This is a genomic window from Thiogranum longum (genome assembly GCF_004339085.1).
GTDB lineage: Bacteria > Pseudomonadota > Gammaproteobacteria > DSM-19610 > DSM-19610 > Thiogranum > Thiogranum longum.
Genome location: NZ_SMFX01000001.1, coordinates 2,484,303 through 2,508,401, shown reverse-complemented (window position 1 = coordinate 2,508,401; position 24,099 = coordinate 2,484,303). Strand labels below are relative to the sequence as shown.

Here is a 24,099-nt window from a genome sequence, read left to right as displayed (position 1 = left end):
GGTTAAGGTTTCAGTTTTCCAGCTTTTGCAGGATCAGCGAGGCATTGGTACCGCCAAAGCCAAAGCTGTTGGACATAACTGTGCGCAGGCCGGCATTGTCCTTGCGTTCGAGCTGTATCGGGAAGCCTTCCGCTGCCGGGTCAAGCTGTTCAATATTGGCCGAGGCGCACACAAAGTCGTTCTGCAGCATGATCAGTGAATAGATAGCTTCCTGTACACCGGCTGCACCGAGCGAGTGACCGGTCAGTGACTTGGTGGAACTGATGGCGGGAATGTTGTCACCAAAAACTTCCTTGATAGCCTCCAGCTCGCGGGTGTCGCCAACCGGTGTGCTGGTACCGTGTGCGTTGATGTAATCAATGCTGACATCGCTGTCACCCATGGCCTGCTGCATGCAGCGTACGGCGCCTTCACCCGAGGGCTGAACCATGTCGTAGCCATCGGAGGTTGCGCCATAGCCGATGACTTCTGCATAGATTTTGGCGCCACGGGCCTTCGCATGCTCCAGCTCCTCCAGTACCAGCATGCCACCACCGCCGGCGATGACAAAACCGTCACGGGTAGCATCATAGGCACGTGATGCAGTCTCCGGTGAGTCATTATACTTTGACGACAGGGCTCCCATGGCATCGAACAGCAGCGTCAGTGTCCAGTGCAGCTCTTCACCGCCACCGGCAAACACGATGTCCTGCTTGCCCATCTGGATCAGCTCGCAGCCATTGCCGATGCAATGTGCACTGGTCGAGCAGGCGGAACTGATAGAATAGTTAACGCCCTTGATCTTGTAGGCCGTGGACAGGCATGCCGAGTTTGTGCTGCCCATGGTGCGTGGCACCATGAAAGGGCCGACTTTTTTGGCACCTTTTTTCTCGAACAGGTCGAGTGCCAGCGCAACATTGGATGTCGAAGTGCCACCGGAACCGGCGATCAGGCCGGTGCGCGGGTTGGAGATCTGCTCGTCTTCCAGCCCGGCATCTTCGATGGCCTCCTTCATGGCCAGGTAGTTGTAGGCGGCACTATCCCCCATAAAACGTCTTAATTTCCGGTCAATAAGACTGTCCAGGTCAATATCAACAGCACCATGAACATGACTGCGGAAACCACGTTCCGCATATTCAGGCGCAAAGACAATACCGGATTTGCCCTGTCTCAGGGATTCCAGAACCTGTTGTTGTGTGGTGCCGATACTGGACGTAATGCCCATGCCTGTAACTACTACGCGTCGCATATCAATAAATCCTAGAAATTTTCAGTAGAGGTGAACAGTCCGACACGCAAATTCTTTGCGTGATAAATTTCCTTGCCATCGACATCCATGCAGGCGTCGCCGATGCCCATATACAGTTTTCGCTGGATAACACGCTTGAGGTCGATGCGGTAGGTCAGCTTTTTTGCATCGGGCGTTACCTGGCCGCTGAATTTGACCTCACCGGAACCCAGCGCCCGACCGCGCCCCGGGCCGCCGAGCCAGCCAAGGTGAAAGCCGATCAGTTGCCACATGGCGTCCAGACCCAGACAGCCGGGCATCACCGGGTCGGTTTCGAAGTGACACTCGAAAAACCACAACTCCGGTTTGATATCGAGTTCGGCAATGATCTCACCCTTGCCGTTTGCACCGCCTGTTTCACTGATATGTGTTATGCGGTCGAACATCAGCATGGGGGGCAGGGGCAAACGGGCATTGCCGGGGCCGAACAGTTCGCCGTGCCCGCAGGCGATGAGTTCTTCGTAGCTGAAGCTGGATTGTCTGTCTTGAGTCAAGGTGGATGCCGTCACTGTAGTCATGGCCGGAAAAATGGCGTGGCTGGATAGTTGCAGGCGCGTATTCTAGCGGTTTGGGTGAAAATTTGCATGGTGTGCCGGCGTTATTCTGCCACGGCTTTCAGGTATGGCGCCGGGAAGGCATCCCGCGGGTCTTTCAGGGAAGTGGAATGGCGGATTTTCTGACAATATCCTGGCTGTATTCCACGTTCTGGGTCAGGTTGATAATTCTGTCAGCAGGCCGGTTTATTGCAGGATTTCAGGGGGTGGCGGTGGCCAGCCTGTGTTGTCAGTCGACCAGTTCGGGTGGTTGCTGCGGGCGTGTGGTCGCCGTTTCCACGGTTTCCGCCTCTTCAAGTGCAGTACGCAAGGCAGTAACAAGCCCGTCGTAGCGTTGTCCATTCGCAAGGTTCCAGTTATCCAGTATGGGCAAAATGCCACGCACAAGTGTATCTGCCGAGGTGTTGGTCCGGCTGTTATTTACGAGAGCATCAAGTGCTTTCTGTACCTCTGCAGGTGTTGCGACATCAGGTTCCTGTGGGCTTTCGGTAGCTGCAGCGGGCGGGGTCATCACTACAGCTGTTCTGACCTGGTTCGGGCTTTCAGTCGCGGGTTTGACTGGCGTCGACATAGCAGCTGGCGGAGAAGACAGGCGGGTTTCTGCCTGAGTAATAACTTCATCAGCACTAATCCCCGGTCGAATATCCGGGTTACACAGGCCAAAACGTACACTGAAGGGTATGGAAACACCTTCAATACTGATTTCCAGCTGCTCGATGGCTTCTGTGAGCTGGTTGACCACACGTTTGGAGCCTGGCAGGTTGGCAGAAGGAAGAAGAACTCCGAAGGTGTCCAGCGCAATATGTCCAACGGTGTCCTCACGGCGACGGCCATTAGCCAGAATCCTTGCAACTTCTCTGGCCAGTTGTTCCGCAACCTGCTTGCCGCGGCGCAAAAACAGCACCTTGTATTTCTCTATGCGGACCAGAATCAGCGAAAGTTCGGTGCGGTGTCGCGTAGCATAGGCCAGATTTTCTTCCAGATGATTGATAAAGGCACGTTTGTTGGCCAGACCGGTCATGGGTTCAACCTGGCTGGTTTCCTGTAATTGTTGTTTCTCGGCTTCGCTTTGTTGTAGCGCTTCCTGTACATTTTTCTGGCGTGCTTGTGCCTTTGCGCGCGCCAGCAGTTGGACGGATTCGAATGGCTTGGTTATAAAGTCGCTGGCGCCTGCAGCAAGGGCTGTCTTTTTACTGCCGTCATCGTCTTCCGCACCGGTGATTATTATGACCGGTAGCTCACTGAATCGGGATTCACGAATGCGTTTCAGTAAGCCGAGACCATCGAGATTTGGCATTGAAAGATCTGACATCACCAGGGCAATATCAGGGTGCTGCTGGAGAGTTTCCCAGGCTTCCTCGCCATCTGCGGCTTCAATAATAATGAAGTCGTTTTTCAGAATTTTGCGGGCCGCCACACGCATGAGACGTGAATCGTCCACAACCATCAATGTTGTCTTGTCAGTATCTGAATCCGTCATACCATCAACCCGGTTGTTTTTGAAAACGAGGTTACAGGGTCGGTTTCGGCCAGTCATTCCAGATCTTTAGTAAGCCACTGTCATCTAAGGTATTTAAGTGAGCATCCGGTTCCGGGGGGGAGGTGCTGGCCACGTTTATACAGGACAAGTGGTTTTTGCCAGGGAAGCGGGCGGCAGGGTCTGTTTCTGTCCGGGATTGGGGGAGGGCGTCATGAGGAGGGGCGCGGTTTGCAACTACAAAACGGATGTGAAGTTAAAATTTTAAGCTTTATAAACAGTCAGTTAAAAAAAAGGCCTGCATTCGCAGGCCTTTCTTACAGGAGGTGCCGCTTAACGACGGCGAGCCTTCTTCCTGGTAGCCTTTTTCTTGGCTACGCGCTTCTTCGAAGCTTTTTTCCGGGTAGCCTTTTTCTTGGCCGCCTTTTTCTTCGAAGCTTTTTTCCGGGTAGCCTTTTTCTTGGCTACGCGCTTCTTCGAAGCTTTTTTCCGGGTAGCCTTTTTCTTGGCTGCCTTTTTCTTCGAAGCCTTTTTCTTGGCTACGCGTTTCTTCGAAGTTTTCTTCTTCGAAGCTTTTTTCTTGGTGGCCTTTTTCTTGGCTACCTTTTTCTTCGAAGCTTTTTTCTTCGAAGTTTTTCTCTTTGCAACTTTCTTCTTGCTTGCAGCACGCTTCTTCTTCGGTGCTACCTTTCTCTTTTTAGCAACTACCTTTTTCTTTTTGGCGGTTGCCTTACGCTTAACAGTTTTCTTTCTCGCTGCCATGAGGAATACCTCCTTCAAGATATGATTCGCGCAACGTAACGGCGTTTACATTTAAAACTTTAATGAAAAAAGAACAAATTACAACACCTAGGTAATATTTGGCTCTATGATTACGGTGTAACTTATGAGTCCGTTTTGAGTGAGTATATGTATTCATAACTCGTTGGCAGGGCAAGAAAACTCTTTGCCAATATCGGTTTCGTAAGTAAATAACAGTGTTTCGTTGCATATTGAAAAATTCAGCTGATATGTGATCATAAAGAGACATATCCTCCTGCAAACCGGATTTCAGGGTTATATATGTCGTAAATATTTTTTTGCCAGACGTTATATTTCCGGCATTGAAGGCGGTTTTGTTTTGTTAATCGTTGCGTATGTGCAACATTTCTATAACAGGGATTCAGTACATGACCAACCGGCTATTTCATTTTTACTCGCGTTTTACGGACGGGTTATGGCGTCAAGACCTGCGTGAAATGGAACGCACGAAACGCTGGGTCATACTCCCTGTTCGTATGTTGGTTGTCGTGTTGCGTCAGTTACTCGGAGGTCAGTTGAATCTCAGGGCAATGAGTCTCGTGTACACGACGTTGTTGTCGACCGTGCCACTCCTGGCCGTCAGTTTTTCTGTGCTCAAAGGTTTTGGTGTACACAACCAACTCGAACCCATACTGGCGAATGTTCTTGCGCCATTGGGTCCGCGTGGAGCAGAAATATCCAGCAACGTCATTGGTTTTGTAGAGAATATCAAGGCAGGTGTGCTGGGTTCGCTGGGGTTGGTATTTCTTCTCTATACCGTTGTTTCTCTTACGCAAAAAATCGAATCATCATTTAATTATGTGTGGCAGGTTGACCGTTTGCGAGGTATGGCGCAGCGCTTTTCCAGCTATCTCAGTGTCATTCTGATCGGGCCTGTGCTGATGTTTGCAGCGGTAGGGCTGACCGCGACAATCACCAGTCACAGTGCAGTGCAAAGCCTGATGGGCGTGGAGCCGATTGGTCGTATACTGGTACTGACCGGCAAACTGATTCCCTACTTGCTGGTCATTGTGACATTCAGTTTTATCTACCTGTTTATACCCAATACGCGGGTGAAAATGGTGCCTGCCCTGGTTGGTGGCGTGGTTGCGGGCGTGTTATGGCAAACCAGTGGCTGGATATTTGCTGCATTCGTGGCAACCTCGCCAAATTATGCGGCGATTTATTCGGGTTTTGCCATCCTGGTGTTATTGCTTATCTGGCTGTACCTGAGCTGGCTTATTCTTTTATTGGGTGCCCAGGTCGCGTTTTATGTGCAGTATCCCCAGTACCTGACGCGCGAACCGGTAAAATTACAGCTGAGTAACCGCCTGCAGGAACGACTCGCTCTGCAGGTGATGTATATGGTTGCGGCACACCATTTCAACAACCGGGAGCCATGGACGCTTGATGCGCTTGTGCAGTATCTGGGGTTGCCTATGCAGCCGGTACACAAAGTATTGCGGTTAATGCTGGAAAGCGGATTTCTGTCAGAAACCTGTGATGATGAACCGGCCTACCTGCCGCGGCGTGATATCGACACCATCCTGGTGTCGCAATTATATGATGCGGTACGAAGTGCAGGAGAGAACCGTTTGTTGACCATCAGTACCCTGCCCGGCGAGAGCCATGTTGAGCAACTCCTGGTGGCGGTGAACACGGCTGCTCACGAAGCGATGGGAGACCGCACACTGAAAGACCTGGTAGGTGACAAGAGTCTAACGAGCGGCTAGCGGGTGTTGGCCACCGGTAAATGCCTGCCCGAGTCTGAACACTGTTATCTGTCCGGCAGGTCGCACGCTTATCCAGGCCGGCAGATGGCGGCTCATTTCCAGGAAATACTCTGCTCGGGTGGTGTCAGGACAAGCCAGGTTTACAGGGCTTCGGAAGGTTTGCACAAGCCATGACCCTGGCTTGTTTCCACTTGTGTGTGGGCGCGTGTCTGCCTCTCCCGGGATGTATTGGTAAAGCAGAGCGCCACGGGGCGTCCATTTCCCTTCACAAAGTCGCTGTTCGGTCAGATGTTTTGCCCGGTAGAGCACAATATTGAACTTCGCAAGCGCGACAGAAGGTGTTTCCGCGAGGTGGCGGGGAATGTGTGCAATAACCTCGTCATGTGCCAGGCGCCCGTCGCTGTTGGTGAAATTTGGCAGGCTGGATTCAGCGGATGCTGGCGCGCAGGCGGTCATCAGCAGTATCCCGCACCCCCAGGCTGAAAACTGTTGAAAAAGTGATACCATCACTATGACCCCACTGACCGGATTCCAGACTAGGCTTTCGCGCCATTGGATTCTGTGAACCAGTCACCAAAGTGCTGTATGAAAAACCCGGAACCCGCTTCAGATTCAAAAATTTCACGGAAACGGCACTGGCTGCGGTATGCCTTCGAGGCGCTGTTGTTCGTGCTTGCCCTGACGGCGATACAGATGTACCAGACCAGAGAGGTCGTGGAAGGTCCGGCGCCTGCTTTCGAAGGCGTTTTGCTGGATGGAAAGGCTGTTTCTCTGGAGTCTGTGCATGAGCGTCCCCTGTTATTGCACTTCTGGGCCAGCTGGTGCCCGGTATGCAATCTTGAGCAGGGGAGTATTCAGCGCATCTCGGAAGATTACCCGGTGTTAACCGTTTCGATCGATGACATGCCAGCGGATAAGTTGCTTGAGTGGATGGCCGCAAAGGGCGTCAGTTACCCGGTTGTGACCGATCCGTCTGGCGCAATAAGCCGGCGCTATGGCATCAAGGGCGTTCCGGCCAGTCTTGTTATAGACAAGGACAACCAGATCCGGTTTTCCGGGGTGGGGTATACCACGGAAACCGGTTTAAGGTTACGCCTCTGGTGGGCCGGGCAGTAAGCAGCGTTAGCTGGCGCGTGCCGCACGCTTGCGCTCGTGTTCCAGTAACAGTTTTTTGCGCAGGCGGATATTCTGGGGGGTGACCTCCACCAGTTCATCATCGTCGATGAACTCAAGTGCCTGCTCGAGCGTCATGCGAATCGGTGTCGTGAGTACCAGGTTCTCATCGGTACCGGCGGCACGAATGTTGTTCAGCTGTTTGGCCTTCAGCGGGTTGACGACAAGGTCGTTATCGCGCGTGTGTATGCCGACCAGCATGCCTTCGTAAACCGGCTCCGCATGTTCGACAAACAGACGGCCGCGTTCCTGGAGGTTGAACAATGCGTAGGCGAGTGCCTTGCCGGCGCCATTGGCGATGAGCACACCGTTGATGCGCTGGCCGAAGGTGCCTTTCTTCTCCGGGGCATAGTGGGCGAAAACATTGTAGATCAGGCCGCTGCCCTGGGTAGCGGTGAGGAATTCGGTACGGAAACCGATCAGCCCGCGCGACGGGATGATGAACTCCATACGTACCCGTCCGTTACCATCAGGGGCCATGTCGCGCAGGTCGGCGCCGCGCTCGCCGAGTTTTTCCATCACCGTACCCTGGTGCTGTTCCTCGACATCGACGGTCAACTGTTCGTAGGGTTCCTCCACTACGCCATCGACTTCCCGATAGATGACCTCCGGACGTGACACGCCAAGCTCATAGCCTTCGCGGCGCATGGTTTCGATCAGGATTGAAAGGTGCAGTTCACCACGACCAGAGACGCGGAACTTGTCCGGATCCTCGGTATCATCGACCCGCAGCGCAACATTGTGCACCAGCTCCCGGTCGAGGCGTTCGCGAATCTGTCGTGACGTGACAAACTTGCCTTCACGGCCGCAAAACGGTGAATTGTTGACCTGGAAGGTCATACTGATGGTGGGTTCATCAATACTCAGTGGCGGCAGGGCTTCCACGCAGGTCGGGTCGCAAAGTGTGTCGGAGATGCCGAGACCGTCAATACCGGTAAAGGCAATGATATCTCCGGCGCGCGCTTCAGGTACCTCTACGCGCTCCAGTCCGAGGAAGCCGTTGATTTGCAAAATACGCGCATTACGTTGTTTGCCTTCCCGGTCGACAACCGTAACCGGTGTGTTGGTTTTGACACGCCCACGCGTGATACGGCCAATGCCGATGACGCCAACATAGCTGTTGTAATCAAGCGAGCTGACCTGCATCTGGAACGGGCCTTCAGTATCGACGTCTGGCGCTGGAACGGTGTTAACGATAACTTCGAACAGCGGGGTCATATTACCCTCGTGCATATCGGCTTCCAGGCCGGCAAATCCCTGCAGGCCGGAGGCATAGACAACGGAGAAATCCAGTTGCTCATCAGTGGCGCCGAGGCGGTCGAACAGGTCGAAGGTCTGGTCAAGCACCCAGTCCGGTCGTGACCCCGGGCGATCGATCTTGTTGATGACGACAATCGGTTTGAGTCCCCGCTCAAGCGCTTTCTGGGTAACGAAGCGGGTTTGAGGCATGGGGCCTTCCACGGCGTCGACCAGCAGCAGTACCGAGTCGACCATCGACAATACGCGTTCTACCTCACCGCCGAAATCCGCGTGTCCGGGCGTATCGACAATGTTGATATGGTAGTCATTCCATTCGATTGCAGTATTTTTGGATAGAATGGTGATCCCGCGCTCGCGCTCGAGATCGTTTGAATCCATCACCCGCTCGGGTGTAGCAGCCCGGTCACCGAGTGTGCCGGACTGTGAAAGCATCTGGTCGACAAGGGTGGTTTTTCCATGGTCGACATGGGCGATGATGGCAATATTACGTAGACGTTCGATCACGGGATTTTCTCGCGAGTAAAAGAGCGGAAATTATACATGAATTAACCCGCTGGAGGGAGAAAACATGATCTTTCAGACGTGTTTCACGGTCGATACACCGGGGCGGGGCAGCCTGCCAATTGTTAGGCAAATCAATGCCAGACTGGCCGAATCCGGCATTTCAACCGGCATGTGCCTGATTTTTGTGCACCATACCAGTGCTTCACTGATGTTATGTGAAAATGCCGATCCGGAGGTCAGATCAGATCTCGAGCGCTTTATGCAACGACTGGCACCGGATGGTGACCCTTTGTTCCATCACGTTGACGAAGGCCCTGACGATATGCCGGCGCACGTACGCAGTATGCTGACGGGTAACGCTCTGACGGTGCCGGTATCGGGAGGGCATTGCGATCTTGGCGTCTGGCAAGGTGTTTATCTCTGGGAACACCGGACATCCGCGCACCGGCGCAAGGTCAGTGTGACCCTCTGCGGAGAGTAGTTGTGCTGGTATGTTCAGTGGCGCCGGGTCGATCCAGGGGTGGCCTTCGCCAACCTTTGTCCAGTATCAGCTTTTAATGACCTGTCCTGAAGTACAGGTTGGCGGTGCTTGTCTGAACGCTTGTTCAGGCTTTAATGGCAGCCAGTCTGGTCTATACTTTTTTTGTTACCCCGTTTCCCGGGTCTGGTTTACAGGTATGTGCGGGCGGGTGTTTCGATATGGAGGTTCGTTGAAGTTTGCAGTGGCCGGAGATACGCGGCAGCAGGATATTGCAAATGGCAAAGGAGGGTGGAGAAAAAAAATGAAATCAATCTATGTGGGTAACATTGCTTTTGACACAACATCTGACCAGTTGCGTGAACTGTTTTCAACACATGGCGAGGTCAAGTCAGTCAAGCTGGTGAGTGATCGCTACACGGGCAAGCCGCGCGGGTTCGCTTTTGTGGAAATGGATGACGAGGCCGTTGAAACTGCGGTCAACGCCATGGACGGAGTAGAGTTCGAGGGGCGCAATCTCAAGGTAAACCTGGCCAAGCCCAGAGGGGTCTGGCGAATGCGACGTCCCAGGCACTAGCCTTTCAGTTTACGAGGTTGCGCGGCCTGCCGCGCAGGAATGCAGTGATGTTTTTTGCCAGTTCGTCAATGAGCTGTTGTCTGGCTGTTTGACTTGCCCAGGCGACGTGCGGCGTGACAATAAGCCGAGGTGACTGAAGGTTAAGCAAAGGATGGTCTTTTTGCGGTGGCTCATCGGCAAGTACATCGATAGCAGCAGCGTGGATAGCCTTTTGCTGAAGGGCATCAACCAGGGCCTGTTCATCGACTATGCCGCCGCGCGCGGTATTAATGAGTATTGCGCCGGGTTTCATGCTGCTGAGTTCGGCTGCGCCGATCAACCCGCGGGTTGTATCGCTGAGCGGGCAGTGCAGACTGATGACGTCCGAGGTTGCCAGTAATGATTCCAGTGCCACGCGACCGGGCTGTGCTGTACCCTGCAGGCTTTGTGCAACCTGTACGTTCATGGAAAATGCCTGCGCAGCCTGCGCGACCGCCTTGCCCAGTGTGCCGTAGCCAATGATCCCCAGCGTCTGGCCGGACAGTTGTCCGATGGGTTCGTCAAAGACACAAAACTCCTGGCTTTTGTACCAGTCACCCCGGCGTACGCAATCGCGGTAGCGATCGAGCCGGCGCGTCAGGGTAAGCAGTAGCGCAAAAACATGTTCGACAACTGACGCAGTGGCATAATCCCTGGCATTACAGACCTGGATTCCGGCACGTGTTGCAGCCTCGAGGTCTATATTATTGGTGCCGGTTGCGGCAACACAAATCAGTTTCAGTGCCGGGCTGGACTGTATATGGTCTGCCGTCAGCGCGACCTTGTTGGTGATAACGACCTGTGCGCCGGTAATGCGTTCCTGCACCTGTTCCGCGTCGGTATGCGGGTACAGGTGGCAGGGGACAAGCTGTGTGCACACGGGCTGCAGGTCAAGGTCCGGTGGATGCAGACTGTCCACGTCGAGCACAACGCCGTGCATGTTATTTTCCGAGCAGACCTTTTTTCAGTGACTTGTCGGCAGGGTGCCTGCCTATCCAGACCTGGAGTAAGGCGTTAAAAAAATCCTCACCTTCTATTACGCCAAGGGACTTGCCGTTGATCACCAGCCCGGTACCGCGCCCGGGCAGGTAATCCATATTGACGACATCACCTTTGTGCAGTGCGGGGAACAGGGTATTGAACTGTTTCAGCCGGGGCTCCAGGCGTGAGAACGTTGCTTTGTCGAGGTTGGTACGAAAGCCTTCTGTCCAGCCTTCAGTGATTTTTTCAGCATCGACTTCCTTGTACAGCATATTCATCTGCATGCGTTTGGCGCCAGATGCTGCCAGTATTGTTGCGGGGTCATGCGCGGGATGCTCAAGACACAGGACACCTACATAGATCTTGATAAAATATTTACTACGGATGCCGGCACCGTTGAGCTTCATTGACTGGCCGTCCAGGCTGCAACTTCCACTCACATCGATTCCTGCAACCTTTGTCACTGCCTGTGCAAGCAGGGGGGTGGCAATCAGACTAAAATAAAACAGGATGCGCAGGTATTTCAGCATGGTCGAATTCCTTAAAGGTTCTGATGACAAACTGATCTTATCACGTTGGCTGAGCCGGCGAGGCCGGGGTGGATAATGTCTGCTTCAGTACACCCCTATTCCGATGACGTGATGAGATCGGCCATTCGAGCCGCCAATACGGGTGATGAACACCTGTATCTTGAACAGTATCTGGCTGAGGCAAGGCTGGATCCGGACAGTGTACGGCGTATCCAGGCAGGGGCCAGGAAACTCGCAGTGGCTGCGCGCCAGAAGGTACAACAGAGCACAGGCGTGGACGCCTTCATGGGGGAGTATGACCTGTCCTCGGAAGAGGGTGTGTTGCTTATGTGCCTGGCCGAGGCATTGTTGCGCATACCGGATGACGAAACCTCGGAGCGGCTGATTGCAGACCGGCTGGCACGCGGTCAATGGGATGTACATCTTGGCGCAAGCTCTTCACTGCTGGTCAATGCCTCGACCTGGGGTTTGTTGCTGACCGGCCAGATGTTGTCTCCCGATATATTGAAGTCCGGTGCAGAAAACCTGCTACTCAAGATGGTGGCGCGTATCGGTGAACCGCTCGCGAGGGTGGTAATACAACAGGCAATGCGCCTGCTTGCCGGTCAGTTTGTCATGGGGCGTAATATGCGTGAGGCATTGCAGCGTACCGATGATTATCCATCCGCTACGCTTTTCTCCTTCGATTGTCTCGGAGAAGCAGCGTTGTCGCTGGGAGATGTCACGGGTTATATGGAGTCGTACCAGGACGCTATTCAGCAGTTGGGCCGGGTAGTGGAGGATAGCCTCCCGCTTAACCGGCAGCCGGGAATTTCCATTAAGCTGTCCGCGTTACATCCTCGCTATGAATTTGCTCAACGTGAACGTGTACTGAAGGAATTATTGCCACGGCTGAAATTACTTGCAGAACACGCAGCCTGCGTGGGTATCGGCATGACGATAGACGCAGAGGAGGCTGACAGACTGGAGTTATCGCTGGATTTGTTTGAACGTCTGGTTACCGATGTTCCGCATCACTGGCAAGGTCTGGGGCTGGCAGTGCAGGCCTATCAGAAGCGCGCCTTTCCTGTCCTGAAATGGTTGTCTGCACTGGCGCAGCAGCAGGGTTGCCGAATTCCTGTGCGACTGGTTAAAGGCGCTTACTGGGACAGTGAAATCAAACGTGCGCAGCAAACAGGGTTGCCGGGCTACCCGGTCTTTACCCGCAAGGCGGCGACCGATGTGTCTTACCTTGCCTGTGCTCGCCTGCTATTACAGCTGCCAGAGTGTTTTTACCCCCAGTTTGCGACCCATAACGCATTAACACTTGCCTGGATTGCTGAAATCGCCGCTGGTCGTGAGTATGAACTGCAACGCCTGCATGGTATGGGGGATGCACTTTATGCGCTATTGCAGTCTGATAACGAAGCGCCACCCGTACGGGTCTATGCGCCGGTCGGGAGTTATGAATCACTGTTGCCTTATCTGGTGCGTCGATTGCTGGAAAACGGTGCCAACAGTTCGTTTGTCAATGCGCTTACCGATCCCGAATGCAGTATCGATTCACTGATCCAGGACCCCTGTGAGCGAATACAGAAGGTAGATGCCTCCCCGCACCCACAGATACCGTTACCTGTCGATTTGTACGGGCCTGAGCGCAGGAACTCGCGGGGACTGGATCTGAGTGCACCGGATGTTGTGGAGTCACTGCTTGAGCAGGTGGCAGTGGCAGGCAATGAATGCTGGTGCGCGGCAGCAAGTGCCGGAGGTGACATAGTGGAAGGCAGCCCACGTGCACTGTTTAGTCCCGCAGATCCTGATGATCAGACGGGTGAGGTTCATGAGGCAGATGCGACAATAGCAGGCAAGGCACTGGAACTGGCAGCGGCCGTTGCGCCAGAGTGGGACGCGCAGGGGGGGGTAGCGCGGGCTGCATGTCTTTTACGTGCAGCAGATCTGATCGAAGCACAAATGCCGGTATTGATGGCAATGGTGGTGCGTGAAGGGGGGCGAACACTGCCAGATGCCCTTTCTGAAGTACGCGAAGCGATTGATTTTTGTCGCTACTACGCGCACTGCGCCAGTGAGGAGTTCGAACATCCGATCGTTCTGCCCGGACCAACGGGTGAGCAAAATACGCTCGAATTGCATGGGCGCGGTGTGTTTGCCTGCATCAGTCCGTGGAACTTTCCGTTGGCCATTTTCACAGGACAGATTGCTGCGGCACTGGCGGCGGGAAATGCCGTGCTGGCCAAGCCCGCGCGGCAGACAGCACTGGTTGCAGGACGCGTGGTTGCCCTGTTGCATGAGGCGGGAGTCCCGCGTGACGTGTTGAGCTTCCTGCCCGGCAGTGGTGCAGAAATCGGACGGATTTTGATGGCTGATAGCAGGTTGGCCGGTGTGGCGTTTACAGGCTCAACCGGGACGGCCAGGACATTACAACAGCAACTCGCGGAACGGGGGGGAGCAATTATCCCGTTGATTGCTGAAACGGGCGGACAAAATGTCATGATTGCAGACAGTTCAGCGCTAATCGAACAACTGGTACGTGACGTTATTCAGTCAGCATTTAATAGCGCCGGCCAGCGTTGTTCGGCATTGCGTGTATTGTTCCTGCAGGATGCCATCGCAGGGCGTACGGAACAGATGCTGTCCAGCGCTATGGATGAATTGCGTATTGGTGACCCGATGCATTTATCCACCGATATCGGGCCACTGATAGACCGGTCTGCCCTGAAGGGGCTGGAACCGCACATCGCACGTATGAACAAGGAGGCGCTGCGTTTGAAACGTATTGATCCTCCTCGAAATCTGCCCGGTAGTTTCAGCGCGCTCCATGTGTATCGCATCAGGGAGCTGGCACAGCTCGACCAGGAAGTATTCGGCCCGGTGCTGCATGTCATTCACTTCAGCGCAAACAGGCTCGACAATGTCATAGAGGCCGTTAATGCGACAGGATACGGTCTGACGCTTGGTGTACACAGCCGTATTGAATCAACGTGGGCGCGAGTCTGTGAACGTGCCCGCGTCGGGAATCTCTATATAAACAGAAACATGATCGGCGCCGTGGTGGGATCGCAGCCTTTCGGTGGAGAAGGGTTGTCCGGTACCGGGCCAAAGGCCGGTGGTCCGCGTTACCTGCACCGCTTTGCGACAGAGCGAACACGTAGTGTAAATATATCTGCAATGGGCGGGAACAGTGGCTTACTGAACCTGTCTGACGAATAATATTTGTGCGGGTCGTTACCAGGTGGAATGTGAACAGGGCTATACCTTGGTCTATATCCTGTCTGAAGTGGGCAGTACGGCTTAAGTTGCGGGCGTAGATGACGATAAGGCCACCACGGAAGGCCAGTATCATGGGAGGATACGATGGAACACCGATGCAGTGTTCGCAAGCCGATGGAGTTTCAGTTGATGCTCTACAAACACGGGCTACCCGTGCAGAGCGCAGTGAGCCGGAACCTGGGGCTTGGAGGCATGTTGATCGACACCGGCACCACAACGTGGCGGAAGAACGAATATCTCGAAGTTGAATTCATTTGTGCTGGTGGCGGCCCGGGTATGCGTGTGCCGGCGGTCGTCGTGCACCAGTCCAGTCGCGGCGCTGGCCTGATGTTCGATGGTATCAGTGCTGAGCAGCGGCGACGTTTGCGGGCCTGGTTGTTCAGCCACGATCGCAGCGAGAAAGGTGCAAGCTCACTGGCTGTCGCCTGAGGCTGAAAGCGGTTCAGGATTCTCGTTTGGGGTGCTTGATGATTTCGCCACGTTGAAGTGGCAGGTCCTTGCCGTGTTTTCTGTCGGCAAAAAAGCGCTGGAGGGTTTCCCTGACCACCGGGAAAGCGAGTTTGTCCCAGGGGATGTCCTGCTCGTTAAATAACCGGCATTCCAGGCTTTCGCAGCCAGCTTCGTACGCTCCGTTTACCAGGAAGCCGTGGTACAGCATGTAAACCTGGCTGATGTGCGGGATGCTGAAAAGACCATACAGGCTGGTAATCTCGACGTTTGCGCCAGCTTCCTCATGCGTTTCCCGCATCGCGGCCTGCTCGGTGGTTTCGCCATTTTCCATAAAGCCGGCTGGCAGTGTCCACAGGCCGTAGCGCGGTTCAATTGCGCGTTTGCACAACAGGATGCGTCCTTCCCACTCAGGGATACAGCCGGCAACGATATTTGGATTCTGGTAGTGAATGGTGTGGCAGTTGTCACAGACAAAACGTTCACGGTTGTCGCCTTCCGGTATACGAAGCACGACTGATTCACCGCAGTTGCTACAAAATTTCACAGCGTCTCCTGTTGACCGGCCACGATACCCGCTTTTCCCGCTGCGCGCGCCAGGCCCAGCAAGGTCTTTCCATCTTCGATTTCATTGCGGTCGCACATATCCAGTGCTTCACTGAAAGGCATCCAGTGAACTTCAATCACTTCGTGCGGATGGGGTTCGCTGTCTGTGGTGTGCAGCGTGGTTGCCAGGTAAAGGTATATGCGTTCGTCACAGAAACCCGGCGTAGAGAGAAAGCTCCCAAGCGATTGCCAGTGTTCTGCGGTGAGACCGGCTTCTTCCCGGAGTTCCCGTTTTGCGGTGTTATCCGGCGATTCCGGGGCATCGATTTTCCCGGCGGGCAATTCCCACAGCCAGCCACCGGCCGCATGGCGGAACTGGCGTAGCATGCAGACCCGTTGTTGACCGTCGATAGCGACAATTGCCGCCCCGCCCGGGTGACGAACAACTTCCAGTTCCATGCTGTCGCCAGTGGGTAAGGTGACGGTTTCAATGCCAAGATCCACTACGTTGCCCGTATAAATAATTTTCCGTTTATCCATGGTTTGTTATGTTATCGCCCGTAGACTGCCAATGTCTGGCCCGCGCCTTCCGGCATGTGTGGATCGAGGTACATGGCGCGCAATGGCAGTTTGCAGGCGGGTGAAAACTCGGGCCCCCGGGCAATGGTGTCGAATTTCTCTCCTCCGAGCAGGCAGTGTGCAGTGGTCAGGTACAGCCGATCGAGTGCGTTGCCATGTACCAGTGCATGCAGTACTGATGGGCCGGCAATAGCATAGATACGCTGGTAACCCAGCTTGCCGAGTGTTGACTTCAGTTCTGTTGCATCGACATGACGTGCATCCCCGCACTGAATGACCTGCACGTTGTTTTCACGGGCAAGGCTGTCGACCTGCTTCGGATCGGCATCACCACCAGTGATGATATAAATCTTTCGTTCGGCGTAAGCGCGCAGGGCCTCGACGGGTATGTCCAGGCTGGCGCTGAATACGGCGATATCCGGTTGTGGGGATAACCCTTGCTCAAGGCGCCAGTCGCGTAGGTCATCGAATTCGTGCGCACGCCCGACCGGAAGTTCGGCCTGTGCTTCCTGCTCCACGGCCTGGCGAAAATAACGCGCACTACTGATCAGCAAGTCGGCCTGGGCAGCCAGCTCCTGAAACAGGCGCCAGTCGCGGGAGTTTGCGATAGCAGGTGGAACCTGGCTACTGCGCCGGTCGGTTGCCGGCAGGGCAATGCGGCCATCAATACTGGCAATGTAGTTGGTATAAATGAATGGCTGGTCTGTCGTGGCAGGGATCTGCCCCAGGTAGAGTCCACGCAGTGAGCGGGTTTTTCCGCTGTCCGGGTAAAGTTCGAGAATATCGTTATTCATGTATAGATCGTAACCCGATATACCGACGATAAAAAAGGGCTGCCTTGCGGGCAGCCCTTTTTGAAAAACACCTGCTGTTTCAGATCTGTCGAAATCAGGCGACCTTTTCTTCGCCGTTTTTCTGCTGGAAATCAGAAATGGCAGCCTTGATAGCATCCTCGGCCAGCACGGAGCAATGTACCTTGACTGGCGGCAGGGCCAGTTCCTCGGCGATTTCGGTGTTTTTGATCTGGCTGGCTTCTTCCAGTGTCTTTCCTTTCACCCATTCGGTCAGCAGAGAACTTGAGGCGATGGCAGAACCACAGCCATAAGTCTTGAATCTGGCGTCTTCGATAACGCCGTTTTCACCGACCTTGATCTGCAGTTTCATAACATCGCCACAGGCTGGTGCGCCTACCATCCCGGTTCCAACGCTGGTGTCACCCTTTTCGAATGTACCTACGTTGCGCGGGTTTTCGTAGTGATCCAGAACCTTGTCACTATATGCCATTTCCGTTTCTCCAAAAAGCGGGTTTGTTTAATTGACTGAAACAGGGCTTATGCAGCTGTCTGCTGGAACCCTGATCCGAAACCAACATTGCCCTGTTCGTCATCCTTCGAATCTTCTTTCTGGTTGACGGCTTCTGCCAGTGTCAGACCATTGAGATAGTCATAGATGCGTGCGCTGAGCTGGTTCCACATGATAACGCTCTGTGGCCATTCCTCACCCGGGATACGCTCGCGACGTGCCGGCATGGCATCATCGACTGCACTGAGAATTTCAGCGATAGTAATTTCGCTGGCCGGACGGCGCAGGCAATAACCGCCACCGGGGCCACGCATGCCGGTTACCAGACCATGATTTCGCAGCCGGGCAAACAGTTGCTCCAGGTAGGAAACCGAAATTGACTGTTCGACTGAAATATCAGCCAGCGTAACCGGGCCCTGGCTGTCGCGTAATGCCAGTTCCATCATTGCCGTAATGGCGTGACGACCTTTTGTAGATAATTTCATGATTCGCCTCATCTGTTTCTACAGGCGCTGCACGACTGTGCGCGTCTCCGTTTCATGAACCTGAGACGTATAATAATAATACTTGAGTCTTTTAGTCAAGAATAAAAAACAGGGAGTCAAAAACCCGTCGTGGGCCGGGTGGCGTCACAGGAGAGCTGACCTTGTTGCTGTGCGGGTATTAAACCGTGAAACAGTGACTGGCGTCAAGCTGCCAGGCGCTGTGCCAGATCATCAAGTTCTTCTTTGTTATCAAATAGTTTCGCTGTTTCATCGAGTACAGCTTGTTCGTCAAGCTCGAGCATTTGAAGGGAAAAGGCCGGCAGGCCCTCGGTATCGCTTTCGCCGAGTCCATGCAGGGCGAGGGCGCGATTCGCAATCAGGACCAGCTGAGGGTATACCGCATGGGTATCCCAGTAATCCGGGTTATGGTGGTGGCGAACGGCTGCAGTCAGTTCAGCAGGCAGTCCCCAGGCCTGCATCAGCCAGGCGCCGATCTGATCGTGTGTGACACCCAGTACCTGGCGCTCGAGATCACAGGTCGGCATGTCCGGATTGGCCTGGGAAAAACGGTTGAGAATAAAAAATTCGGGCTGGAAAGTATGCCCCAGCACCAGGCGACCGAGGTTTTGCAAGAGGCCGGCAAGGTAGGCAGTGCCGCGTGGTGGACGCATCTTGCCAGGTAACTTCTGGCCCAGGGTTTCCACCAGGCGTGCAGCAAATACCGAGTGGCGCCAGAAGGCATCCATGCCAAATGGGCCGTCCTGTGGCACTTTCAGGGATTTACCAATCGAGAAGCCGAGCGCCAGGTTGAGTACATATTCAAATCCCAGCACGCGGGCGATAGCGGTCTGTAAGTTTTTAATGCTGCCTGCATAGCCATACATTGATGAGTTGGCATAGCGCAACACCTGTGCAGAGAGCCCCGGGTCCTGCTCAATGATTTCTGCCAGTTGCCTGGCATTGGCGCGTGGGTCGGCGGCAAGTCGAAGGATCTGCGCCGCTGTTGTTGGCAGTGCGGGTAGCTCGTGAAATTCCTCGATATCGCGTTTTACACGTGCCGGTGTGAACTGCTCTACAGCGTGCGCCAGTGCTTTTTCGTTTGCGCATAGTGTTGAAGCGGGGCGTGCAAACTGGCCAATGCGTACAGCATCGCCGAGCATGTCACGGTAGTGTTCATGTGGCATTTGTACAAGGGATGTGTGTGTACCAGGTTCAAAAGTAACCGTCGGCATGGCGTCAACGGTCTGGTCGAGAATGACATCAAGGTCGTATGCGGACGCCAGTGGCGGGTAGGATCCCGGTTCGCAATCATCGAATATATTAGTGAGCTGGTGACCGGGAACCAGTTCCAGTTCACGGTGCAGGAGATTACACAGGGCCTCGAAATCCAGCACATGATCGGCGGGCAGAACGGCCATTAGCAGGCCTTGTCCGTCTACCAGTACGACGGCGCGAACCAGTTGCTCCAGCGGGATTTCGCAGGCTTCGGCGGCCTGGGCCAGGGTAGTGGTTTTCCGGTGCAGAAGTACTTCATAGTTGTTCTGATCGCGGTCGAGCAGTTCGCGTATGTTGACTGGTATACCCATTCTGGTACTCCCTTTAATATGTTGATCCTGGTGGTATCTGGGTTTCACAACAGCAAGAACTGCACCAGTATTGAAAACCTGATAGAATTCAGTATCCTGAAAATGGCGGTGCTGGATGGTGCCGGTCCGGGTGACAGAGGTTCGACGTTTGACTCGGGTCGGTATGGCGGGTTTACTAGAATCGGTACCGGAAACAAGACACTAAAATAACTGGAGCTGACATGCCCTCAGAATATAACGCCGGCGCCGAACGCCGGGGACGTTCCCGCGAAAAGCTGGCCACGCTCGTCAAGACACGCACCGAAACACTATCGCTTTATTCCGAACTGGCCAATCACCAGCCATTCGAGGGGGATGAGGTTACGCGTGAAGCATTACAGGACTTTTGTCAGGCGCTGATCGATTATGCCGCCAGTGCCCATTTCCAGTTGTACCGTTACATATCGGACAAACTGGAACGTCGCACACCGGTGATCGAGGTGGCTGGCAGTATTTACCCGCGTATTGCCCAGACAACAGACATGATCCTGCGCTTTAACGACAAGTACGAAGGTGTTGACCTGATGCAATGTGATGGCGAAATTCTGGAATGCCTGGCTGCAGACCTGTCGTCACTCGGAGAAACACTTGCGGAACGCATTCAGCTGGAAGACCAGGTAATCAGTGCAATGGCCGGGCAGGTTCACTGATTCGCGAGCTTCAGAATGGCATCTGCCTGAGAGCGGGTCAGAAAACGCCACGGCAGAGGTATTAACGCGGGCACCTGCCGCTGATAGGCCCGGTAGGCTTCCCCGTAACAACGCACCAGTTTGCGCTCTTCGAGGCGAGATCCGATTACCAGGTACAAGGTAATTACAATGGCACTGATCAGTAATGCTGCGTTCATTTCACGTGTCCACAGAATAACCAGTCCGTAAAAATACCAGGGGTGCCTGACGAACCGGTGAGGTGTTGAAATGCTCATTGGAGGAATCTTCCTGATTTCACCGGCCGGGCATGAGAGCTGACCCAGCCCCAGAAACTCCGCGTTGTCATACATTCGCAAGCTGAAGGCGAAGCCGGCAATAGCGGCAATTGCCGCGCCATCCATGAACCAGCGTAGCGGCCCGGGCCAATGCCAGAGCGGGTCGCCCGGATAGCGGGCCATGAGCCACAGGGGTATAAGCAGCAGAATACCGGCGAGCAGGTTATAGATCAGCCGGTAAGCCCTGTGTCCGGCAGGGAAAGCATTGCTTACCAGTTGTTTGATGCGATCAGCTGCCAGTAAAGAATGTAGGGCACCATATATCATCCAGCTTGCTGCGAGGATAACCAGCTGTGTTTCGGGTGTCATGGTGCAAGGCTCCTGCGGGTCTTTCCGGAATCATTACTATAAGCTATGGAAACATTGATAGGTCAGGACTTTTCATGATTAAACCGGAACCTGTTTATGAGTCAGAAAAAAACGGTTGATGCAGGCGACATTGCTGCACTGCTCGATATCATGGCGCGGCTACGTAATCCTGAAGGCGGGTGTCCGTGGGACCTTGAGCAGGATTTTTCCAGCATTGCACCCTATACCCTGGAAGAAGCCTACGAAGTAGCAGATGCCATCGAGCGAAATGTCCCCGGCGATATTCGTGATGAACTCGGTGATCTGCTGTTCCAGGTGGTATTCCATGCGCAGATGGCAAAAGAAAAGGGCTGGTTCGAATTTGCCGATGTCGTTGAGGCGATCAATGACAAAATGTTGCGCCGCCACCCGCATGTCTTCGGTGATGAACAGGTTGCCGATGCCCGGGCCCAGACTGAAGCCTGGGAGCAGCACAAGGCAAAAGAGCGAGGCTCAGCCGGTGAAGATGGCAGTGCACTGGCTAACGTAACAGTGGCGTTACCGGCGCTGGTCCGGGCACAAAAAATTCAGCGCCGTGCTGCGCGCACGGGTTTCGACTGGGATGAAATCGATGACGTGCTGGCCAAGCTGGAAGAAGAAGTCGCCGAATTGCGTGCGGCGATTGGCGGGCAGGAAAGCCTGCGGCGTCAGCACGAAGAACTGGGTGACATTTTATTCAGCTGCGTGAATCTGGCGCGTTTTCTGGATGCCGATGCCGAACAGGTGTTGCGCCATGCGAATAACAAGTTTGCACAGCGCTTTCGGGAGGTGGAGGCACTGGCCGCCACAGCCGGGCGTCAGTTAAGTGACTGTACACTCGACGAGCTTGAGGATTTCTGGCAGCAGGCCAAGCATATCCTGGGGAAATCGGGCCGGACAGGTTCATGAGTTTCCGAAAAGCTCCGGGTTTCTACGCTATTCCTTGAGCTTTACGGTCAGTTTGCCGTCTTCGACATCTATGTAGTCGATGCCATCGGCGAAAGCTTTCCAGAACCCCTTGTCTTCACCGAATTCATTGATCAGGTCAACATTCTTGATGCCGCCCATCCATGCATTGGGGAGCGGAACCCCCATGATACTGATGCCTTTAAGTACCACGACTGGACGCCGGTTCTGATAGGCCATTTCAACACCGGCGCGGGCGCGTATAATTTTGCCGCCCAGTACCGGGAAATCCGGGTCAACGGGGATGAGCAGTTTTGCACTGACCAGGTCGTCCGACAGATCGATGGCCAGCTTGTGCGCGAGGTCGGTATTTTTCGCCAGCAGGGCATTGATTTCTTTTTCACTGAAATGGACTTCCCGCTTTGTGCCTTCTTCGCTGTAGGCTTCCGGCTTCAATGGCGGTAATGCGGACTCTGGCGGTATGTCAGTGGTATTTTTGCGGCTGGATGAAAACCCTCCCAGCCAGTCCAGTTTGCGTTCCAGGACCTGTTCTTCCTTTTGAGAAAGTGTGACGGGTTTGAACTCGGACGGGAACAGGTAAACCTTGACCACCCAGACGGTGGCTATCACGGTGACCAGTATGGTCAGGAGCACAAGCAATGATACGTGTAGCCAGTCGAACCGGCCTTTTTTATCTTCCGGGGTTGTGGGTGCTTCATTCATGGAAATTATGTTAGCTCCTGGCGGCCTGCTGTTTCCGGGTTCGGGGCCCAGGGTGCGCTGCCGGGTGTTTACCAGCCGGTTTTGCACGAACCTTATCACACCCTGCTGTCGTCGCTCGTTCATGCTTTGCGACGTCATGACGGGCGATTTTACATGCCCCGATATCAAGCATTCCTGATTTTTCCGCATGAGTCAAAATGATGCGCGCCAGGCCGATATCCAATTGAAATTCGTGCGTTATCTGCATTAGCTTAAAGACAGATTGAAAATGCTTTGAAAATCATTAAGGTATTCCCCTTCGCTATAACCTTGTAACGCACAATAACAGAACAGTCGGGAGTCGATAATGGAAGATTATCAAGCGGGCAGCGATGTGCTGTTCATTCTACTTGGCGCAATCATGGTGTTGGCAATGCATGCCGGCTTTGCCTTTCTGGAAGTCGGCACCGTACGCAGCAAAAACCAGGTCAACGCGCTGGTCAAGATTATTGCTGATTTCGCCATGTCCACTATCGCCTATTTCTTCATCGGCTACAGTGTGGCCTACGGTGTGGACTTCTTTTCCGGCGCCAACGTGCTGGCCGAGAAACACGGTTACGAGTTGGTCAAGTTCTTCTTCCTGCTTACGTTTGCGGCCGCCATTCCCGCGATTATCTCCGGTGGCATTGCAGAGCGTGCGCGCTTCAACCCGCAACTGCTGGCCACTTTTATACTGGTTGCAGCGGTCTACCCGTTTTTTGAAGGTATCGTCTGGAATGGTAACTACGGTGTCCAGGACTGGATCGAGGCCAGTTTTGGCTACGCATTCCACGATTTTGCCGGATCGGTGGTGGTTCATGCCATGGGCGGGTGGATTGCGCTGATGGCGGTTCTGCTGCTGGGCGCCCGGCACGGGCGATACAACAAGGAGGGGCAGATGACGGCACACCCGCCATCCAGCATCCCCTTCCTCGCACTCGGTGCCTGGATACTGTCCGTCGGCTGGTTCGGGTTTAATGTGATGTCCGCTCAGACCATCGATGCTGTCAGTGGGCTGGTGGCCGGAAATTCGTTGATGGCAATGGTCGGTGGCATTCTCGCCGCGTTGTTTGCCGGCAAGAATGACCCGGGTTTTGTACACAATGGCCCGTTGGCCGGCCTGGTTGCCGTATGCGCCGGCTCAGATGTCATGCACCCGCTCGGCGCACTGGCGACCGGTCTGGTTGCCGGTGCCATGTTCGTGTGGCTGTTCACGCTGACCCAGAATCGCTGGAAGATCGATGATGTACTGGGCGTCTGGCCCTTGCACGGCCTGTGTGGGGCCTGGGGCGGTATTGCCTGTGGCATATTCGGCAGCACGGCGCTGGGTGGGCTGGGTGGTGTGAGTTTTTCCGCACAGCTGGTCGGCACCGCGCTGGGCATTTCGGTTGCGCTGATTGGTGGACTTGTTGTTTACGGTGGCATCAAGGTTGTGATGGGGCTGCGTCTGGACCAGGAACAGGAATACCAGGGTGCAGATCTCAGTATTCACCACGTTTCCGCAACGCCGGAATACGACCGCTAGTTCCGGCTGCCAATGCCCCGGTTCACCCCTGC

The 24,099-nt window shown here is 54.3% G+C and carries 25 protein-coding genes; 9 read left to right on the top strand and 16 right to left on the bottom strand.

The window, feature by feature from the left end; translation table 11 throughout:
• Window positions 1-10: 10 nt before the first annotated feature.
• The 4 genes from fabB to DFR30_RS12215 form a co-directional block, all read right to left on the bottom strand.
• A complete protein-coding gene (fabB, locus tag DFR30_RS12230; RefSeq protein WP_132973638.1) occupies window positions 11-1,228 on the bottom strand; it encodes a beta-ketoacyl-ACP synthase I in 1,218 nt (405 codons plus the stop codon).
• Window positions 1,229-1,239: 11 nt separating this feature from the next.
• The gene (gene fabA / locus DFR30_RS12225; protein ID WP_243640735.1) at window positions 1,240-1,761 is read right to left on the bottom strand and encodes a 3-hydroxyacyl-[acyl-carrier-protein] dehydratase FabA; all 522 of its coding nucleotides are present in this window, start codon (window positions 1,759-1,761) and stop codon (window positions 1,240-1,242) included.
• A 289-nt stretch (window positions 1,762-2,050) separates the two neighbouring features.
• The gene (locus DFR30_RS12220) at window positions 2,051-3,301 is read right to left on the bottom strand and encodes a GGDEF domain-containing response regulator (protein ID WP_165869199.1); all 1,251 of its coding nucleotides are present in this window, start codon (window positions 3,299-3,301) and stop codon (window positions 2,051-2,053) included.
• Window positions 3,302-3,631: 330 nt separating this feature from the next.
• On the bottom strand, window positions 3,632-4,060 hold the full coding sequence (locus tag DFR30_RS12215) for a histidine biosynthesis protein HisIE (RefSeq protein WP_132973632.1): 429 nt from the start codon (window positions 4,058-4,060) through the stop codon (window positions 3,632-3,634).
• 407 nt (window positions 4,061-4,467) lie between these two features.
• On the opposite strand from DFR30_RS12215, the gene DFR30_RS12210 reads away from it, so the two are divergent.
• A complete protein-coding gene (locus DFR30_RS12210) occupies window positions 4,468-5,811 on the top strand; it encodes a YihY/virulence factor BrkB family protein (RefSeq protein ID WP_132973630.1) in 1,344 nt (447 codons plus the stop codon).
• Here DFR30_RS12210 and DFR30_RS12205 read toward each other — a convergent pair.
• Window positions 5,797-6,267 (bottom strand): hypothetical protein, encoded by a 471-nt coding sequence (locus tag DFR30_RS12205; protein ID WP_132973628.1) that lies wholly within the window; start codon window positions 6,265-6,267, stop codon window positions 5,797-5,799. The genes DFR30_RS12210 and DFR30_RS12205 overlap by 15 nt on opposite strands.
• Window positions 6,268-6,396: 129 nt before the next feature.
• On the opposite strand from DFR30_RS12205, the gene DFR30_RS12200 reads away from it, so the two are divergent.
• The gene (locus tag DFR30_RS12200) at window positions 6,397-6,927 is read left to right on the top strand and encodes a protein disulfide oxidoreductase (RefSeq protein ID WP_132973626.1); all 531 of its coding nucleotides are present in this window, start codon (window positions 6,397-6,399) and stop codon (window positions 6,925-6,927) included.
• A 6-nt stretch (window positions 6,928-6,933) separates the two neighbouring features.
• On the opposite strand, the gene typA is transcribed toward DFR30_RS12200, so the two are convergent.
• Window positions 6,934-8,748 carry a translational GTPase TypA gene (gene typA / locus DFR30_RS12195; protein WP_132973624.1) on the bottom strand — a complete coding sequence of 605 codons (1,815 nt, stop codon included), beginning with the start codon at window positions 8,746-8,748 and terminating at the stop codon, window positions 6,934-6,936.
• 64 nt (window positions 8,749-8,812) lie between these two features.
• On the opposite strand from typA, the gene DFR30_RS12190 reads away from it, so the two are divergent.
• On the top strand, window positions 8,813-9,229 hold the full coding sequence (locus DFR30_RS12190) for a secondary thiamine-phosphate synthase enzyme YjbQ (RefSeq protein WP_132973622.1): 417 nt from the start codon (window positions 8,813-8,815) through the stop codon (window positions 9,227-9,229).
• A gap of 301 nt (window positions 9,230-9,530) precedes the next feature.
• Window positions 9,531-9,803, top strand: coding sequence for an RNA recognition motif domain-containing protein (locus DFR30_RS12185; RefSeq protein ID WP_132973620.1), 273 nt, complete (start codon window positions 9,531-9,533; stop codon window positions 9,801-9,803).
• A 4-nt stretch (window positions 9,804-9,807) separates the two neighbouring features.
• Here DFR30_RS12185 and DFR30_RS12180 read toward each other — a convergent pair whose 3' ends face one another.
• The gene (locus DFR30_RS12180) at window positions 9,808-10,761 is read right to left on the bottom strand and encodes a D-2-hydroxyacid dehydrogenase (RefSeq protein WP_132973618.1); all 954 of its coding nucleotides are present in this window, start codon (window positions 10,759-10,761) and stop codon (window positions 9,808-9,810) included.
• A gap of 1 nt (window position 10,762) precedes the next feature.
• Window positions 10,763-11,332, bottom strand: coding sequence for a chalcone isomerase family protein (locus tag DFR30_RS12175; RefSeq protein WP_132973616.1), 570 nt, complete (start codon window positions 11,330-11,332; stop codon window positions 10,763-10,765).
• Between the two features lie 75 nt (window positions 11,333-11,407).
• Here DFR30_RS12175 and putA point away from each other — a divergent pair, with 75 nt between their 5' ends.
• Window positions 11,408-14,539 carry a bifunctional proline dehydrogenase/L-glutamate gamma-semialdehyde dehydrogenase PutA gene (gene putA / locus DFR30_RS12170; RefSeq protein ID WP_132973614.1) on the top strand — a complete coding sequence of 1,044 codons (3,132 nt, stop codon included), beginning with the start codon at window positions 11,408-11,410 and terminating at the stop codon, window positions 14,537-14,539.
• A 144-nt stretch (window positions 14,540-14,683) separates the two neighbouring features.
• Complete coding sequence (locus DFR30_RS12165) at window positions 14,684-15,028, top strand: PilZ domain-containing protein (RefSeq protein ID WP_132973612.1); 345 nt, start codon at window positions 14,684-14,686, stop codon at window positions 15,026-15,028.
• Window positions 15,029-15,041: 13 nt separating this feature from the next.
• On the opposite strand, the gene DFR30_RS12160 is transcribed toward DFR30_RS12165, so the two are convergent.
• The 6 genes from DFR30_RS12160 to DFR30_RS12135 form a co-directional block, all read right to left on the bottom strand.
• Entirely contained in the window at window positions 15,042-15,593 is a 552-nt protein-coding gene (locus tag DFR30_RS12160; protein WP_132973610.1) for an NUDIX hydrolase, read from the bottom strand.
• On the bottom strand, window positions 15,590-16,132 hold the full coding sequence (locus DFR30_RS12155; protein ID WP_132973609.1) for an NUDIX hydrolase: 543 nt from the start codon (window positions 16,130-16,132) through the stop codon (window positions 15,590-15,592). Before DFR30_RS12155 ends, DFR30_RS12160 begins: the two co-directional genes overlap by 4 nt.
• Window positions 16,133-16,143: 11 nt before the next feature.
• Entirely contained in the window at window positions 16,144-16,965 is an 822-nt protein-coding gene (locus DFR30_RS12150; protein ID WP_165869198.1) for a RibD family protein, read from the bottom strand.
• A 94-nt stretch (window positions 16,966-17,059) separates the two neighbouring features.
• Entirely contained in the window at window positions 17,060-17,455 is a 396-nt protein-coding gene (gene iscU, locus DFR30_RS12145; protein ID WP_132973605.1) for a Fe-S cluster assembly scaffold IscU, read from the bottom strand.
• Window positions 17,456-17,502: 47 nt separating this feature from the next.
• Entirely contained in the window at window positions 17,503-17,958 is a 456-nt protein-coding gene (locus DFR30_RS12140; RefSeq protein WP_132973603.1) for an Rrf2 family transcriptional regulator, read from the bottom strand.
• Between the two features lie 203 nt (window positions 17,959-18,161).
• On the bottom strand, window positions 18,162-19,544 hold the full coding sequence (locus tag DFR30_RS12135; protein WP_132973601.1) for an HDOD domain-containing protein: 1,383 nt from the start codon (window positions 19,542-19,544) through the stop codon (window positions 18,162-18,164).
• Between the two features lie 221 nt (window positions 19,545-19,765).
• Here DFR30_RS12135 and DFR30_RS12130 point away from each other — a divergent pair, with 221 nt between their 5' ends.
• Window positions 19,766-20,233, top strand: a complete 468-nt coding sequence (locus tag DFR30_RS12130) for an Rsd/AlgQ family anti-sigma factor (RefSeq protein ID WP_132973599.1) — start codon at window positions 19,766-19,768, stop codon at window positions 20,231-20,233.
• Here the strand turns inward: DFR30_RS12130 and DFR30_RS12125 are convergent.
• Complete coding sequence (locus DFR30_RS12125; RefSeq protein WP_132973597.1) at window positions 20,227-20,877, bottom strand: methyltransferase family protein; 651 nt, start codon at window positions 20,875-20,877, stop codon at window positions 20,227-20,229. The genes DFR30_RS12130 and DFR30_RS12125 overlap by 7 nt on opposite strands.
• 96 nt (window positions 20,878-20,973) lie before the next feature.
• On the opposite strand from DFR30_RS12125, the gene mazG reads away from it, so the two are divergent.
• Window positions 20,974-21,804, top strand: a complete 831-nt coding sequence (gene mazG, locus DFR30_RS12120; RefSeq protein WP_132973595.1) for a nucleoside triphosphate pyrophosphohydrolase — start codon at window positions 20,974-20,976, stop codon at window positions 21,802-21,804.
• 27 nt (window positions 21,805-21,831) lie between these two features.
• Here the strand turns inward: mazG and DFR30_RS12115 are convergent, their stop codons facing one another.
• Window positions 21,832-22,524 (bottom strand): arginine N-succinyltransferase, encoded by a 693-nt coding sequence (locus DFR30_RS12115; RefSeq protein WP_132973593.1) that lies wholly within the window; start codon window positions 22,522-22,524, stop codon window positions 21,832-21,834.
• 346 nt (window positions 22,525-22,870) lie between these two features.
• Between DFR30_RS12115 and DFR30_RS12110 the strand changes: the two genes are divergently transcribed.
• Window positions 22,871-24,067: an ammonium transporter gene (locus DFR30_RS12110; RefSeq protein WP_132973591.1), complete on the top strand. Its 1,197-nt coding sequence runs from the start codon at window positions 22,871-22,873 to the stop codon at window positions 24,065-24,067.
• Window positions 24,068-24,099 lie beyond the last annotated feature (32 nt).

What these genes read in the sequence shown, in the direction of transcription:
- fabB (WP_132973638.1), bottom strand. Translation starts at nt 1,228, where the DNA reads ATGCGACGCGTAGTAGTTACAGGCATGGGCATTACGTCCAGTATCGGC.
- DFR30_RS12220 (WP_165869199.1), bottom strand. Translation starts at nt 3,301, where the DNA reads ATGACGGATTCAGATACTGACAAGACAACATTGATGGTTGTGGACGAT.
- DFR30_RS12215 (WP_132973632.1), bottom strand. Translation starts at nt 4,060, where the DNA reads ATGGCAGCGAGAAAGAAAACTGTTAAGCGTAAGGCAACCGCCAAAAAG.
- DFR30_RS12210 (WP_132973630.1), top strand. Translation starts at nt 4,468, where the DNA reads ATGACCAACCGGCTATTTCATTTTTACTCGCGTTTTACGGACGGGTTA.
- DFR30_RS12205 (WP_132973628.1), bottom strand. Translation starts at nt 6,267, where the DNA reads ATGACCGCCTGCGCGCCAGCATCCGCTGAATCCAGCCTGCCAAATTTC.
- DFR30_RS12200 (WP_132973626.1), top strand. Translation starts at nt 6,397, where the DNA reads ATGAAAAACCCGGAACCCGCTTCAGATTCAAAAATTTCACGGAAACGG.
- DFR30_RS12190 (WP_132973622.1), top strand. Translation starts at nt 8,813, where the DNA reads ATGATCTTTCAGACGTGTTTCACGGTCGATACACCGGGGCGGGGCAGC.
- DFR30_RS12185 (WP_132973620.1), top strand. Translation starts at nt 9,531, where the DNA reads ATGAAATCAATCTATGTGGGTAACATTGCTTTTGACACAACATCTGAC.
- DFR30_RS12180 (WP_132973618.1), bottom strand. Translation starts at nt 10,761, where the DNA reads ATGCACGGCGTTGTGCTCGACGTGGACAGTCTGCATCCACCGGACCTT.
- DFR30_RS12175 (WP_132973616.1), bottom strand. Translation starts at nt 11,332, where the DNA reads ATGCTGAAATACCTGCGCATCCTGTTTTATTTTAGTCTGATTGCCACC.
- putA (WP_132973614.1), top strand. Translation starts at nt 11,408, where the DNA reads ATGTCTGCTTCAGTACACCCCTATTCCGATGACGTGATGAGATCGGCC.
- DFR30_RS12165 (WP_132973612.1), top strand. Translation starts at nt 14,684, where the DNA reads ATGGAACACCGATGCAGTGTTCGCAAGCCGATGGAGTTTCAGTTGATG.
- DFR30_RS12155 (WP_132973609.1), bottom strand. Translation starts at nt 16,132, where the DNA reads ATGGATAAACGGAAAATTATTTATACGGGCAACGTAGTGGATCTTGGC.
- DFR30_RS12150 (WP_165869198.1), bottom strand. Translation starts at nt 16,965, where the DNA reads ATGAATAACGATATTCTCGAACTTTACCCGGACAGCGGAAAAACCCGC.
- iscU (WP_132973605.1), bottom strand. Translation starts at nt 17,455, where the DNA reads ATGGCATATAGTGACAAGGTTCTGGATCACTACGAAAACCCGCGCAAC.
- DFR30_RS12140 (WP_132973603.1), bottom strand. Translation starts at nt 17,958, where the DNA reads ATGAAATTATCTACAAAAGGTCGTCACGCCATTACGGCAATGATGGAA.
- DFR30_RS12135 (WP_132973601.1), bottom strand. Translation starts at nt 19,544, where the DNA reads ATGGGTATACCAGTCAACATACGCGAACTGCTCGACCGCGATCAGAAC.
- DFR30_RS12130 (WP_132973599.1), top strand. Translation starts at nt 19,766, where the DNA reads ATGCCCTCAGAATATAACGCCGGCGCCGAACGCCGGGGACGTTCCCGC.
- DFR30_RS12125 (WP_132973597.1), bottom strand. Translation starts at nt 20,877, where the DNA reads ATGACACCCGAAACACAGCTGGTTATCCTCGCAGCAAGCTGGATGATA.
- mazG (WP_132973595.1), top strand. Translation starts at nt 20,974, where the DNA reads ATGAGTCAGAAAAAAACGGTTGATGCAGGCGACATTGCTGCACTGCTC.
- DFR30_RS12115 (WP_132973593.1), bottom strand. Translation starts at nt 22,524, where the DNA reads ATGAATGAAGCACCCACAACCCCGGAAGATAAAAAAGGCCGGTTCGAC.
- DFR30_RS12110 (WP_132973591.1), top strand. Translation starts at nt 22,871, where the DNA reads ATGGAAGATTATCAAGCGGGCAGCGATGTGCTGTTCATTCTACTTGGC.